14 protein-coding genes are annotated in these 13,959 nt (G+C 43.7%); 5 read left to right on the forward strand and 9 right to left on the reverse strand.

Annotation, left to right across the window (positions count from 1 at the left end):
- Positions 1-99: 99 nt before the first annotated feature.
- From DN068_RS09620 to DN068_RS09635, 4 genes are all read right to left on the reverse strand, one after another.
- The gene (locus DN068_RS09620; RefSeq protein WP_110998698.1) at positions 100-1,065 is read right to left on the reverse strand and encodes an outer membrane beta-barrel protein; all 966 of its coding nucleotides are present in this window, start codon (positions 1,063-1,065) and stop codon (positions 100-102) included.
- A gap of 97 nt (positions 1,066-1,162) precedes the next feature.
- Positions 1,163-1,942 carry an enoyl-CoA hydratase/isomerase family protein gene (locus DN068_RS09625; protein WP_110998699.1) on the reverse strand — a complete coding sequence of 260 codons (780 nt, stop codon included), beginning with the start codon at positions 1,940-1,942 and terminating at the stop codon, positions 1,163-1,165.
- A gap of 29 nt (positions 1,943-1,971) precedes the next feature.
- Complete coding sequence (locus DN068_RS09630; protein WP_110998700.1) at positions 1,972-2,397, reverse strand: cobalamin B12-binding domain-containing protein; 426 nt, start codon at positions 2,395-2,397, stop codon at positions 1,972-1,974.
- A 156-nt stretch (positions 2,398-2,553) separates the two neighbouring features.
- Positions 2,554-3,003 (reverse strand): hypothetical protein, encoded by a 450-nt coding sequence (locus tag DN068_RS09635; RefSeq protein ID WP_110998701.1) that lies wholly within the window; start codon positions 3,001-3,003, stop codon positions 2,554-2,556.
- A 120-nt stretch (positions 3,004-3,123) separates the two neighbouring features.
- On the opposite strand from DN068_RS09635, the gene DN068_RS09640 reads away from it, so the two are divergent.
- Positions 3,124-4,791 (forward strand): glutamine--tRNA ligase/YqeY domain fusion protein, encoded by a 1,668-nt coding sequence (locus DN068_RS09640; RefSeq protein WP_110998702.1) that lies wholly within the window; start codon positions 3,124-3,126, stop codon positions 4,789-4,791.
- 160 nt (positions 4,792-4,951) lie between these two features.
- Here the strand turns inward: DN068_RS09640 and DN068_RS09645 are convergent, their stop codons facing one another.
- Both DN068_RS09645 and DN068_RS09650 read right to left on the reverse strand, forming a co-directional pair.
- Positions 4,952-6,568, reverse strand: a complete 1,617-nt coding sequence (locus DN068_RS09645; RefSeq protein WP_110998703.1) for a T9SS type A sorting domain-containing protein — start codon at positions 6,566-6,568, stop codon at positions 4,952-4,954.
- A gap of 157 nt (positions 6,569-6,725) precedes the next feature.
- Positions 6,726-7,145 (reverse strand): RidA family protein, encoded by a 420-nt coding sequence (locus tag DN068_RS09650; protein WP_243630191.1) that lies wholly within the window; start codon positions 7,143-7,145, stop codon positions 6,726-6,728.
- Here DN068_RS09650 and tsaB point away from each other — a divergent pair.
- Together tsaB and DN068_RS09660 are read left to right on the forward strand one after the other, a co-directional pair.
- Entirely contained in the window at positions 7,144-7,839 is a 696-nt protein-coding gene (tsaB, locus tag DN068_RS09655; RefSeq protein ID WP_165836340.1) for a tRNA (adenosine(37)-N6)-threonylcarbamoyltransferase complex dimerization subunit type 1 TsaB, read from the forward strand. The two genes, DN068_RS09650 and tsaB, sit on opposite strands and share 2 nt — an antisense overlap.
- 190 nt (positions 7,840-8,029) lie before the next feature.
- On the forward strand, positions 8,030-8,392 hold the full coding sequence (locus DN068_RS09660; RefSeq protein ID WP_110998706.1) for an ArsR/SmtB family transcription factor: 363 nt from the start codon (positions 8,030-8,032) through the stop codon (positions 8,390-8,392).
- A gap of 139 nt (positions 8,393-8,531) precedes the next feature.
- On the opposite strand, the gene DN068_RS09665 is transcribed toward DN068_RS09660, so the two are convergent.
- A complete protein-coding gene (locus tag DN068_RS09665; RefSeq protein WP_110998707.1) occupies positions 8,532-9,131 on the reverse strand; it encodes an acyltransferase in 600 nt (199 codons plus the stop codon).
- 278 nt (positions 9,132-9,409) lie between these two features.
- On the opposite strand from DN068_RS09665, the gene DN068_RS09670 reads away from it, so the two are divergent.
- A complete protein-coding gene (locus tag DN068_RS09670) occupies positions 9,410-10,192 on the forward strand; it encodes a DUF4290 domain-containing protein (RefSeq protein ID WP_110998708.1) in 783 nt (260 codons plus the stop codon).
- A gap of 14 nt (positions 10,193-10,206) precedes the next feature.
- The gene (gene murA, locus DN068_RS09675) at positions 10,207-11,520 is read left to right on the forward strand and encodes a UDP-N-acetylglucosamine 1-carboxyvinyltransferase (protein ID WP_110998709.1); all 1,314 of its coding nucleotides are present in this window, start codon (positions 10,207-10,209) and stop codon (positions 11,518-11,520) included.
- A 198-nt stretch (positions 11,521-11,718) separates the two neighbouring features.
- Here murA and DN068_RS09680 read toward each other — a convergent pair whose 3' ends face one another.
- A complete protein-coding gene (locus DN068_RS09680; protein ID WP_110998710.1) occupies positions 11,719-13,122 on the reverse strand; it encodes an MBL fold metallo-hydrolase in 1,404 nt (467 codons plus the stop codon).
- Between the two features lie 90 nt (positions 13,123-13,212).
- A complete protein-coding gene (locus tag DN068_RS09685) occupies positions 13,213-13,902 on the reverse strand; it encodes a zinc metallopeptidase (protein WP_207798892.1) in 690 nt (229 codons plus the stop codon).
- Between the last annotated feature and the right edge of the window lie 57 nt (positions 13,903-13,959).

Consider the following 13,959-nt stretch of genomic DNA (forward strand, 5'->3'; position numbering starts at 1 on the left):
ATATAATTATAATTTCTTAATTATTAAATGATAGTGTACTATAAAAAATAAAGCGGCATGCATGACATACCGCTCCTAAAATAAGTAATATCATTCGAATTAATGCCACCAAGCCATCGTACGCTTTTTAATTTTGTAGAAAAAGGTGATGGAGATGGTTGAATAACTATCGTTGTTTCCTTTGTTACCACGAAGGTCCCCTGGTTGGTGCTTATAGTTTGGATCTTTAATTGCCCAGCTTTTATCTGCAATTTCCGAAGCCAGCACTGCTTTATCAGCAGGCAGGTTTTGTGCATAAAGACTTGGATCAATATAACGGTCACTTACACCATCAAGATAATCGGTGAAAGTAAGACGCCACATATATTCGATACCGAGGCCGAGCTGATTGCCGATATCCCAACGAACGCCCGCACCCAAAGGCACAGACATTTGCCATGGACTGGAAACTTTCGGTGCGCCATCGAATTTCCATCCCTGACCTTCTACATGAAGATCGGTAATGTCTACCCACTTAGATTCGCGGGTTACGCGATCGATATCTGAGCTAAATGTACGATAGTGAAATGCACCGATACCGGCCAATAAATAAGGTTGGAATCTTTTCTTTGCAAGACCGCTCTCTACGTTGAAACGAAACGGATTGATCTCAACGAGCAAATTGCCTTCCCAAACATTGGTTTTAGCATCCTGGTTGCGGGTGTAACGTTGATAAGCATCGTTAGAAACATCAGTTGCCTTGTTAGAAGCATGTTCATTCCACTGGTCAGTAGCGTAGAGTGTTCCATAGTTTACACCCATGCGTAATGCAACAGCAGGGTGGATAGTGTAACGAACGTAAAGACCGCCCATGAACATCGGCTTCTTCCAGTATTTGTCGTTATTATAGTGATCTACGATAGACTTGGTTCCTACATCTCCCCACATATCAGACAACCCGAAATTAGTCCCAATAGAAAATCCTCTTGGTTCGATCATTTCCTGTGGCGACTGGGCCTTTACCTGGGTAAATGCTGCAATACTGAAACCTAAAGCCAAAATGCCGCGGAGCATTCTATTTCGCATGTACAGAGATTTTAGCGTACAAGATATAAAAAATCTAATTCCTTGTAAAGATGTTAAAGAATTTATTTTACAGGGAGTTTAACAGAAATAAACCTTATTATTTCCCGGCAAATACCGCTTTTCTTTTTTCAAGGAATGCTGTTGCACCTTCTTTCATATCTTCTGTAGCGAAGCACTCACCAAAACGTTTGATCTCATTGGCGAAACCATCCTGATTACCTTTTGCAGCATCATTCACACAGGCAATCGCTTTGGCAACGGCCACGGGCGCCTTTGTCTGAATCTTCAAAAGGATTTTGCGCGTTTCTCCAATAAGGTCTGCCAATGGAAATACGTGATTGACCAAACCGAGTGCTTTGGCTTCGTCCGCGCCTACCATATCAGCGGTAATCATCAGCTCCATCGCCTTGCCTTTACCGATTAACTGCGTCAAACGTTGCGTACCGCCATAACCTGGAATCAGGCCGAGGTTCACTTCCGGCTGACCAAATTTTGCATTTTCGCTTGCCGTGCGGAAATGACAACTCATTGCGAGTTCGCAACCGCCGCCAAGAGAAAAACCATTAACTGCAGCAATTACCGGCTTTGGACAGTTTTCGATTTTGTTGAAAACCAGATCTGCACCTTTCTGCGCCAGCGCTGCGCCACCGGCAGCATCGAGTGCCGTAAACTCGGAAATATCCGCTCCCGCTACAAATGCCTTTTCACCAGCACCGGTCAGGAGCACAGATTTAATATCATTATTGTTATAAACTTCTTCCAGCACTTGACCCAGTTCCGCAACCACGTCTTTATTCAACGCGTTCATTTTATCAGGACGGTTGATGGTAATTGTCAGGATACCTTCCTGAAGATCGGTAAGCAATGTTTGGTACATGGTAAAAAATAATGTGTTAGTAATATAGTTTAGAACAGATCAGCACGATGCTCGAGCACCCAGCCTCTGATATAATTTGCGATATCTGCGGTAGACGCGCCCGGAGCAAACATCTGCCCTACGCCCATACCTGTCAGCTCTTTCATATCTTCTTCCGGAATAATGCCGCCGCCAGTCAGCAGTACATTTTCCAACCCTTTCTCCTTCATCAGCTGCATCACTTTCGGAAATACCGTCATATGCGCACCACTCAGGATGCTGATACCAATCGCATCAACGTCTTCCTGCAATGCTGTATTTACCACCATTTCCGGCGTCTGGCGCAAGCCGGTATAAATGACTTCCATACCCGCGTCCCGCAACGCTGTAGCAATTACTTTGGCTCCGCGATCATGACCGTCGAGCCCTACTTTGGCAACCAATACCCTTACCGGGCGACTCAAATTATCAGACATATATTCTTTAAAAAGGCGGGTAAAAGTAACAATTTAAAGTTTCTTCTTTGGAAACAACCCGTCGTCTTATTCGAGAATTGCAATTTTAAAACAATAAAAAAGGCAGCAAAATCATGAATTTCGCCACCTTCCTATTATTCCCGGCCAGAGGTATTTTTATCTCAGGCTATTCGCCGCCACCGGAAAAGCTCCGTCCAGCGTATTCAGCCAAACAACCTTCGTATCATAATTTTTTACGCCATCATTTGCGGGTTCACGATGAATGGTATAATCCACATTTGTTTTTCCGCCACGATCGGCCACAAACCGGATCACCACAACGCCTTCTTTAGGCATCACAAACTGACAACTCACTTTTTTAGCGCTTTTAACCCTCCCCACTTCTATTATATCCGGATAAAAAATTGCGACCATTTTATCCAGCTTCTTAGAAGACGAAGCCTCCACGATGATCTTATCACCTTTGGCAAAGGCGTAACAGACTTCGACATGATCGCCGATACCATTTACCATTTGTTTGGTCCCCTGTTCTACAACGATTTCATTTCCAGCCAATGCGCTTAAAGAGCCGGCCAACAATGCACATGAAAAGATAAATGCTTTCATAAAAAGAATTTTATTCACGCCTCGTAATCCAATTCCCGTGCCAATATTTCTTTACGAGTTGTTAACGCAGCCATTCATCCAACAAAACATTACCTTTGTTCACCTTGCAAAAGACGGACTATGACTGAAGAGAAATCACTCAATTTTATTGAAGAGATCATTGAAAAAGATCTGGCAGAAGGAACAACCGGCGGACGCGTTCAAACCCGTTTTCCTCCTGAGCCAAACGGCTATTTGCATATCGGACACGCAAAATCGATATGCCTCAATTTCGGACTTGCAAAAAAGTACAACGGCCAGTGTAACCTCCGTTTTGACGATACCAACCCTTCTACTGAAGAAACCGAATACGTAGAAAGTATCAAAGAAGACGTGAAATGGCTGGGCTTTCAGTGGGCCAACGAACTGTATGCTTCTAATTATTTTGACCAGTTATACGCTTTTGCGACTCAGCTTATCCAAAAAGGGCTGGCTTATGTAGATGACAGCACCAGTGAAGAAATCGCTGCAACAAAGGGTTCTACTTTCGAGCCAGGTAAAAACAGTCCGTACCGCGACCGCAATGTGGATGAAAACCTGCGCCTGTTTGAAGAAATGAAGGACGGCAAATACAAAGACGGCGAAAAAGTGCTTCGTGCTAAAGTGGATATGGCGCATCCTAATCTGCTGCTGCGCGATCCAGTAATCTACCGCATCAAACATGCGCATCACCACCGTACTGGTGACAAATGGTGCATCTATCCGATGTATGATTTTGCACACGGTCAGTCGGATAGCATTGAAAAAATTACGCATTCAATCTGTACGCTGGAGTTTATTCACCACCGTCCTTTATATGATTGGTTTATCGAACAACTGGAAATTTATCCATCGCATCAGTATGAATTTGCGCGCCTCAACATGACTTATACGGTTATGAGCAAACGCAAGCTGCTGCAATTGGTAAACGAAGGTCAGGTTACCGGATGGAACGATCCCCGGATGCCAACAATCAGCGGTATGCGCCGCAGAGGTTATACAGCCGATGCCATCCGTCAATTCTGCGAAACAATCGGCGTCGCAAAACGTGAAAATATGATCGACGTTGGCCTGTTGGAATTCTGTGTACGCGAAAGCCTGAATAAATCAGCGAATCGTGTAATGGCAGTCCTCGATCCAGTGAAACTGGTTTTAACCAATTATCCGGAAGGCCAAACTGAAGAGCTGGAACTGGACAATAATCCGGAGGATCCAAATGGCGGCACACGCATCGTTCCGTTCAGCCGAGAAATGTGGATTGAACGTGAGGACTTCATGGAAAACCCGGCGAAGAAATTCTTCCGCCTCGGCCCCGGCCTGATGGTTCGTTTGAAAGGTGCTTACATCATTAAATGTGACGACTTCAAAAAAGACGAAAACGGCAACATCACAGAAATTCACTGTAGCTATCTGCCGGAAAGCAAAAGCGGTAACGATACGAGCGGCATCAATGTAAAAGGCACCATTCACTGGGTGAGCGTTCCACATGCAAAAGTTGCAGAAGTACGTTTGTACGATCGTCTGTTTAAAGTAGAAGATCCATCCAGCGAAGAAGGTGATTTTAAAGAATACATCAACCCGAATTCGGTAGAAGTTCTGTCCACGGTTTATATTGAACCGGCACTGGCAAATACCAAACCGGGTGATCGTTTCCAATTCCTGCGTAAAGGTTATTTCGCAACTGACCTCGATAGCACCAGCGAAAAACTGGTCTTCAACAAAACAGTAGGACTGAAAGATACCTGGGCGAAAGAAGCGAAGAAGGGTTAATTCGCCAATTAGTCAATTCGACGATTCGACAATGAAATGTTTATAAATAGAAATGGGATGAAGCAATGCTTCATCCCATTTCTATTTAAGCGTATAATGGCGACTGAATTAACCGTTTAATTATTTAACCGAATAACTGCTAACCAATTGCCAAATTGATTTATCGAATAACAGAGAATCTTTGCACAGCAGCTTCATTTACTTTGATCAGATAGAGGCCGGCAGGTAATTCAGAGATATTAAGCTGGATTTTTCCGGCATTGTAAGCACCGGTTTTGTAAACACATTTTCCAACCACATTGTATATACCAATACTTTCAACAGACGTACCTGCATTAATATTTAAGATATCGGTCGCAGGATTAGGATAAATATCAAAACCAGAGGTCAAAGCATTTACATTCTGAATGTCGGTTCCACCGCCATAATTAAACCCGGCAGAAGTTGCTGAGCAGCCATTAGTGTCTGAAACCGTTACCGCATAAGTGCCGTTTGATGTTGGTGTAAATACGGCATTGGTAGCACCCGAGATAGGAAGTGTTCCTATTAACCATTGATAAGTATCGTAACCAACAGTGGTAGTCAACCCATTTCCGATCATTGTAATGACCGGCGTACTCGGCAAAGGATTAACAGTAATCGCTTTTACTGCAACTGCAGTTCCGCAGGAATTAGTAACGGTGTATAATATAGTATCAATTCCGACTTGATTTCCTGTAACAATACCACCAGACACTGAAGCGCTTGAATTGGTAGCGCTCCAGGTTCCACCGGCTACAGTAGTACTCAGCGTTAATGTGGAGCCGATACATACTTTTGAGCCGCCGGAAATAGTTCCTGCATTAGCCGCGGGATTCACGGTAATAACTTTCGTGGCAACAGTATCGCCACAACCTGATACGGTATACATAATCGTATCAACTCCCGCAGTAACGCCGGTAACTACAACCGTATCGCCATTTGGAGCTAACGTTACATTTCCGTTCGCTGCACTCCATGTACCACCAGTTGCGGTATTTGTCAGCGTTATTGTTGACGTCGGACATACCGAAGACGGACCGCTGATAGTACCTGCGTTAGCCAATGGATTTACCGTAATAATTTTAGTAGTGACAGCTGTATCACAACCATAAAGCATGTACTTAATTGTATCGAGCCCAGCTGAAACGCCCGTAACCGTTACTGTATTACCGCTGGGAGTCAGGGCCGCATTTCCGTTTGTTGCACTCCAGGTACCATTTGCACCATTAGAAGCGGTGGTATTAGTAAGCGTTATCGCTGATTGCTGGCACACCGACGAAGGACCAGAAATCGTACCCGCATTGGCGAGGCCAGCATATTTCGTTATTACGAACACGACATATTTCGAATAAGATGTTGCCGTATCAGTCAGTTGACACCTTACATAAAATGTTCCGTTAGTCGTAGTACCACCGCCATACATCTGCAACCAAAAAAGGATAGAAGTGGACGAGGGGTCTGTGTATCTGATAATCCCATTCGAAAGCGTGTTTCCGCCATAAACCGCGACATTATCACCAATTCCTGCATTCGACGCCCAGTCGCTTGGAAAATCAGTAGCTGTAACATGCCAGGCTATCCTAACAGGAATAGGAGACGTCACAGTAATCGGGTTATCAAAATTGATAGTCGTACCGTTGCAGGGCAATGTCCCAAATACAGTATCTGCCTGAGTAGTAAACGACTGAGCCTTACCATTGAAATTTACAAGAAACGAGGCTGCAAACAGCAAAAAGAGGGTTTTGAAGAAACGCATAGGTCTATATTTTTTGAAAAATAAGGTGGTTAATTTCGCGGCAAAATTACCTAAAAATCATTAGGTAACGGTTAAAATTATCTTACCTATAAAAATGGAAAGTTCCCCGAAGAGAACTTTCCAGCTTATAAAATTGCCGAATTTGTTAATTGCCAGATTACTTAGCTGCTACCACAGAAATCTCCACTTTTACACCTTTTGGCAAACCTGCTACCTGAACTGTTTCGCGAGCAGGAGCATCTTCACCGAAGTAGCTGCCATACACTTCATTTACCTGCGCAAACTGGCCCATGTCCATTAGAAAAATGGTTGATTTCAGCACATTGGAGAAATCCATGCCGGCCTCCGTGAGGATAGCCTTCAGATTTTCCATTACTTTTTTCGTTTCCGTCTGAATATCGCCTTGAATGAGTTCACCAGAAACAGCGTCAAGTGCTATCTGTCCCGAAACGAACAGCATATTACCAAATTGAACAGCCTGGTTATATGGCCCAATTGGAGCCGGAGCGTTATCGGTGCGTATGATTTTCTTTTCCATGCTTACAAAAATAGCATATCGTACTTTTGCAAAATCCATGAGTTACATTCTTCACATCGACACCTCAGGCAATGAAGGCACCATTGCGCTCTCTGAGGATGGAAAAATTCTTTTCACGGAACGAAATGCCAACGCCCGCGATCACGCAGCCAGCATCAATCTAATGGTGGAACGTATTTTACAGGCAGCAGACATCGGCATTCAACAACTATCTGCAATCAGCGTTTGCGCCGGTCCCGGCTCTTATACAGGCTTGCGCATTGGTCTGGCTACTGCCAAAGGTTACTGTTATGCTTACGACATTCCTTTGATGCTGGAAAACAGACTTACGCTGCTCGCCTATCAGTTTTTTGAACAATTGAAAAGAGAAGGGAAACATATAGATTTAATTATAACAGCGTTGGTAGCCCGTGAGAATGAGTACTTTTTCGCATCTTATGATGGCAATTTTAATATCAAAACAGCGCCGACCCATATCACAGAAGAAGATTTATTAAGCGTAATGGAATCAAATAGCGATAATGCTTATATAACTGGCAGGTTATCAGCAAAATCGATTAACAGTACATACATGCATTCTGGAAATTACATTGATAATGAATCGATTGACGCAGAATTTTGGGCAAAAAAGAGTTTTGACGCATATAAATGTCAAAAATTTGTCACTTTGTCCAGCGCCGAACCTTTTTATCTGAAGCAAGTATTCATAAATAAACCGTTGAAAAACAATTAGGTGTCAGATATCGCAAACAGGATATATTTGTTTTTTAACGCTGGATTAACAACGTTTATCTATAGAAAGCCTTTTCATATCTCCACATTGCGTATATTTGCAGTGTCATATCGATGATATCTATCTCTGATGTGCCCCACTAAAGCAATAAAATATTTATTAATTAACCTCTGAAAAATTTATTAAGTAGATGGAAACTACAATGTCAGGAAACACATTGGTAATTCGTAAAGACGAAGGTTCCAACGAGCAGATCAAACTGGATTACATGGCTGTGAAAAGTGCAGCTATGACTCTGCGCGCTATTAATCACAAATTGCGCCAGCAAATTGTAAAATTGCTGGAAGAAAACAAACGCATGAACGTAACTGATATCTACGTAAAACTGCGTCTGGAGCAATCAGTAGCTTCTCAACATCTTGCTATCCTCCGTCGTGCGAATATCGTTCGTACAGAACGCGATGGTAAATTTATTCACTACAGCCTGAACCACAGCCGCATTGCTTCTGTAGCTCAGTTCGTTAATGATTTAGTAAATTCTGACGAAGCTTAGTTTTAAGCGTTGTTAAAAATAAAAAGACCATGCTTTTCAGCATGGTCTTTTTATTTAATGATGATTGATGACTGATTAGTTCTTCGCATATCAGCTATTAATCTTGTACTCCACTCAAGACAATATCAGCCGTCAGCGGTTAACCTTCGTTTTTGATTTTATTCCAGGTATCATAAAGCGATTCCTGGGCAGGCCGGTCGGCAGGCATTTCCCGCAATGGTTCTACGGCGCGTAATGTTTCATAGCAATCTTTCGGCAACATCTGATACAATTTCGTCCCTTTGGTTTTCCACGCAATCATCTCGTCAGAAACTTCCTTGATGATTTTACCTGGATTACCTACTACCAAGGATCTCGGAGGAATTTTGCTGCCCGCGTTGATAAAGCTCAACGCGCCAATGATGCATTCATCGCCAATTTCTACTTCGTCCATCACCACGGCATTCATGCCAACCATTACATTCCGGCCAATAACGCCACCGTGAATGATAGCTCCATGGCCAATATGCGCGCTTTCTTTCAGGAGAACAGTAACACCGGGAAACATATGAATTGTGCAATTTTCCTGAACATTACAGCCGTCTTCGATCACAATGCCCCCCCAATCGCCACGCAATGCGGCACCAGGCCCAATGTAAACGTCTTTCCCTATAATGACATTCCCGGTCACGGCCGCCTGTGGATGCACAAATGCAGACGGATGAACTACTGGGATAAATCCTTTGAATTCGTAAATCATATACTAAAACTAGGTTAAATCGTTGATTTGTGGGTCGTCAATGGTCAGTTGTGAGTTTCCCTGGTTTTGAATACTATAAAAATGAAATTGGCGGACGTTTTTAACCCCTCGTAACTGACCATTGACAACTCACAACAGATTTGATATTTTTTCCCTTATATTTGCTTTGAAGGCGTTTCGGCAGCAATCAACCCTTATATTCCGTTGCTATTTGCTGCATTATTTCACTTAATTTGATGCGTACGCCACAAGTTTTTTTATTTTGACTTTTCTTTTTCATGGAATACAATACATCGCGCACTAAGATGCTGATGCCCGAATATGGGCGCAACGTTCAGCGAATGGTAGAATACCTGCTGACGATTGAAGATCGCGGACGCAGACTGCGCAACGCAGAAGCCATCATCGAACTGATGGGAACCCTCAACCCTCATCTCAAAACGATTGAAGATTACAAACACAAGCTCTGGGACCATCTTTACCAGATGACTGATTTCAGACTGGACGTAGACGCTCCTTATCCGGCTCCGACTCCAGAACAGTTATTTAAAAAACCAGAACCGCTCGATTATCCGGGAGACAACATTCGTCACCGCCATTTGGGGCACAACCTGGAAAGCCTGCTGAAAAAAGCCATGGCTGAACAAGATCCGGAAAAACGTCAGGGCTATACACAGGCAATCGGCTACTACATGAAGCTTGCCTATACCAATTGGCATAAAGAACCGGTGCATGACGACATGATCAAAAACGAACTTGCTGAAGTTACAGACGGCTATCTGCAATACCAGACCGGCGGTTACCGCGTTCACTTCGATGGTCGTCAGGCCAACAATTTCAAGCGGAACAATAACAACAGTAATAACAACAACAACAATAATAACCGCAACTTTAAAAACGCTTCTGGCGGTCGCAACAATAATAACAACAATAACAGCGGGGGCGGTCGCAACTTCGGAAACAATAACAATAATAACAACAACAATAATAACAACAATAGCGGCGGCGGTTATGGTAATAATTTCAAGAACCGCAAATTCAATAAGAACAAAAACAAATAACCGCAGCCAATTCCATGAATGCTTTTGAAATTCGCGGTGGACGCGCTCTTGCGGGATCCATAAAACCACAAGGTGCTAAAAACGAGGCGTTGCAGGTGCTTTGTGCAGCTTTGCTCACGGATCAGCCTGTCACCTTTCACAATGTTCCGGATATCCTTGATGTCAATCTGCTGATTGAACTGCTCGCGGATGTAGGTGTTCGTGTAGAACGCCCGAAACCCAATACAGTAATCTTGCAGGCTACGACCATTGACACCGATTTCTTTTCGGGTCCGGTATTCAAGAAAAAATCAGGCAAACTACGTGGTGCTGTAATGCTGGCCGGACCGATGCTGGCACGTTTCCGCAAAGCACAGATTCCGCAACCTGGTGGCGACAAAATAGGACGCCGCAGATTGGATACACATATTCGCGGGTTTGAAAAACTGGGCGTTAAATTCCATTACAATACTGAAGAAAGCCTTTTTGACCTGAATGCTGAAACGCTGAAAGGCAATTATATGCTGATGGATGAGCCATCCGTAACGGGTACGGCCAATATTCTGATGGCGGCTTCTATGGCAGATGGTGTAACTACAATTTACAATGCTGCCTGTGAACCTTACGTACAGCAGCTTTGCCATATGCTCAACCGAATGGGCGCAAAGATCAGCGGTATCGGGTCTAATCTGCTGGTGGTAGAAGGTGTAACGCAGCTGAAAGGCTGTGAACACACTATGCTCGCTGATATGATTGAGGTAGGTTCGTTTATCGGGCTGGCAGCGATGACACAAAGTGAGTTGCTGATACAAAATACCGACATCGCGCATCTCGGCATTATTCCTGAAACATTTCAGCGTCTGGGTGTACAGCTGGAAGTTCGCGGCGACGATATTTTTGTTCCTGCGCAGGAACAATACCAAATACAAAAATTCATTGACGGATCTATTCTTACTATCTACGATCATCCGTGGCCGGGCTTTACGCCGGATCTGCTGAGCATTATTCTTGTAATGGCAACACAGGCAAAAGGTACGGTGCTCGTGCATCAAAAGATGTTTGAAAGCCGTTTGTTCTTCGTCGATAAACTAATTGAAATGGGTGCACAGATTGTATTGTGTGATCCGCACCGCGCAGTGGTTATCGGCTTAAACAGACAAGTTCCTTTACGCGGCATCAACATGGTATCTCCGGATATCCGTGCTGGTGTGGCTTTGCTGATCGCGGCACTCTCTGCTCAAGGCAAAAGTATTATTCAAAACATCAGTCAGATTGACCGCGGATATGAACGTATTGACGAGCGCTTGAATGCACTGGGTGCGGATATTCGTCGCATCAGTGTTTCATAAATGGCTGATGGCTGATTTTGTGATCGCTGATTTAATCAAAAATCAATTAGAAAACGGTTGTTCCTACGAACAACCGTTTTTATTTTTAACCATAAACTTCACTCGCATCACCGCGAGGAGCAACCCAACAAAAAAGAAAAAGCCTCGCACCAACAGCATTGTTAGGCGAGGCTTTCACAGTTTCTATCGTTAACCTTATCAGTTTACTTTTTTCAGATCCGGATTCACAATCGGCATTCCTTTCACAGCTTTGATTTTACCGAAACCGCCCAAGACGTTGCGCAGGTTATGGAATCCTTGTCTTTTCAGCAAAGAAGCTGCAATTACCGAACGATAACCGCCTGCACAGTGGATATAAAGATTCGCGTCACCGTCTATCATTGCAATATTTGTTACATCAGCCAACGTGTCTAAAGGTACATTTACCGCGCCCTGTACGTGTCCGGCATTAAATTCACCTGGTTTACGCACATCGATTACCTCCAGTTTATTGTCATGCGGAATATCCATAGCCAACTCTTCCGGTTCGATATCAATGATCATGTCGATTCTTTCATCAGCAGCAACCCATGCAGCATAACCGCCTTCCAGGTAACCGATCACTTTATCAAGGCCTACACGCGCCAAACGGATTACGCTTTCTTTTTCTTTACCCGCTTCTGTAACCAGAATGATTGGCTGATCGAAAGGCAACAGGCTACCAGCCCATTCCGCGAAGCGACCATCCAAACCAATACTGATCGATTCTGGAACAAAACCTTCTGTGAATACAGTAGAAGGGCGTGTATCAAGAATCAATGCTCCGTTCGCTGCAGCCTTTTTAAATTCTTCTGGCGTCAGCGCTTCCAGCGCGCTCATTACATCATCCAAAGTTTCGTATCCTTCTTTATTAATGCGCGCATTTAACGGGAAATATGCAGGTGGTGCAGAAAGTCCTTCGGTAACCGCTTTGACGAATTCTTCTTTAGTTTGTTCCTGTAACGCGTAATTCGATTGCTTCTGCTGACCGATCGTACTAAACGTTTCCGAACCAAGATTTTTACCGCATGCAGAGCCAGGACCATGTGCCGGATATACAATTACGTTATCAGGTAATGTTTTGATCTTATTTTGCAACGATTCATACATCATACCGGCAAGATCTTCCTTAGAAAGATCTCCGCTAAAAAGATCCGGACGGCCAACATCGCCTACGAAAAGTGTATCGCCGGTAAAAATGCTATAAGGTGCGCCGGTTTCATCTTCCAATAAATAGCAGGTGCTTTCCACTGTATGGCCCGGTGTATGTATTGCTTTTATTTTGGCTTTGCCCAATGGAAATTCCTCGCCATCGGTAGCCAGACGGATATTAAATTTTGCATTCGTCTGCGGACCATAAATAATAGGCGCGCCGGTTTTTCTTGCCAGTTCCAGGTGACCGCTCACAAAGTCGGCGTGAAAATGGGTTTCGAAAATGTATTTGATTTTTACGCCTTTTTCCTCAGCCATTTTAAGATAAACGTCCACATCACGGAGCGGATCAATTACTGCCGCTTCGCCTTCACTGGCGATAAAGTAAGCCGCCTCACTGAGGCAATTAGTATATAACTGTTCAACAATCATCCTGAATTGAGTTTTGTTACAATGAATTTTCTAAAATTAATAAGTCTGGCGATATGCGGTTTATGATTTATAACAATACAGAGTTTGATATTAATCATCTCTTCTGTTCATAAATATCAGTATGTAGTACAAAAGCGTTGCTAATGAACTAATTGCTGCTACCACATAGGTTCTGGCCGCCCATTTCAATGCATCTTTAGCTTTGTCATGTTCCGAATTGGTAGTCAGATGCGAAGTTTCCATCCATCTGAGTGCGCGGGCACTTGCATCATATTCTACCGGCAATGTAATCAGTGAGAACAATGTAGAAATAGAAAACAAAACAATGCCTGCGAGCAAAATATACTGATTGCCGCGACCAAACAGAAATCCAAGTCCTGCAAGAATCACCCATTGCGACAACTGACTGCTGACTTGCACCATTGGCACCAAACGGCTGCGCAACATCAACATACTGTAGGCTGTGGCGTGCTGTACGGCGTGACCGCATTCATGCGCCGCAACTGCGGCAGATGATATACTTCTGCCTTCATAAACGTCCGGGCTCAGATTCACGGTTTTGTCCATCGGATTATAGTGGTCACTGAGAAAACCTTCTGCAGATGTCACCTGCACATCGTAGATGCCATTGTCACGAAGCATTTTCTCTGCTACTTCTTTGCCACTTAATCCAGCTGCCAGCGGAATCTCGCCATATTCCCTGAATTTGCTTTTGAGGCGGCTGCTTACGGCCATACCTACCAAAAACATAATTCCCGCTATGAGATAATATCCGATCATTTTAATGAATTGTCTTACAGTATATTCATCAATTTACCTGCCATACCTTTTTGACAG

This window comes from Taibaiella soli, from assembly GCF_003236175.1.
Taxonomy (GTDB): Bacteria; Bacteroidota; Bacteroidia; order Chitinophagales; family Chitinophagaceae; genus QKTW01.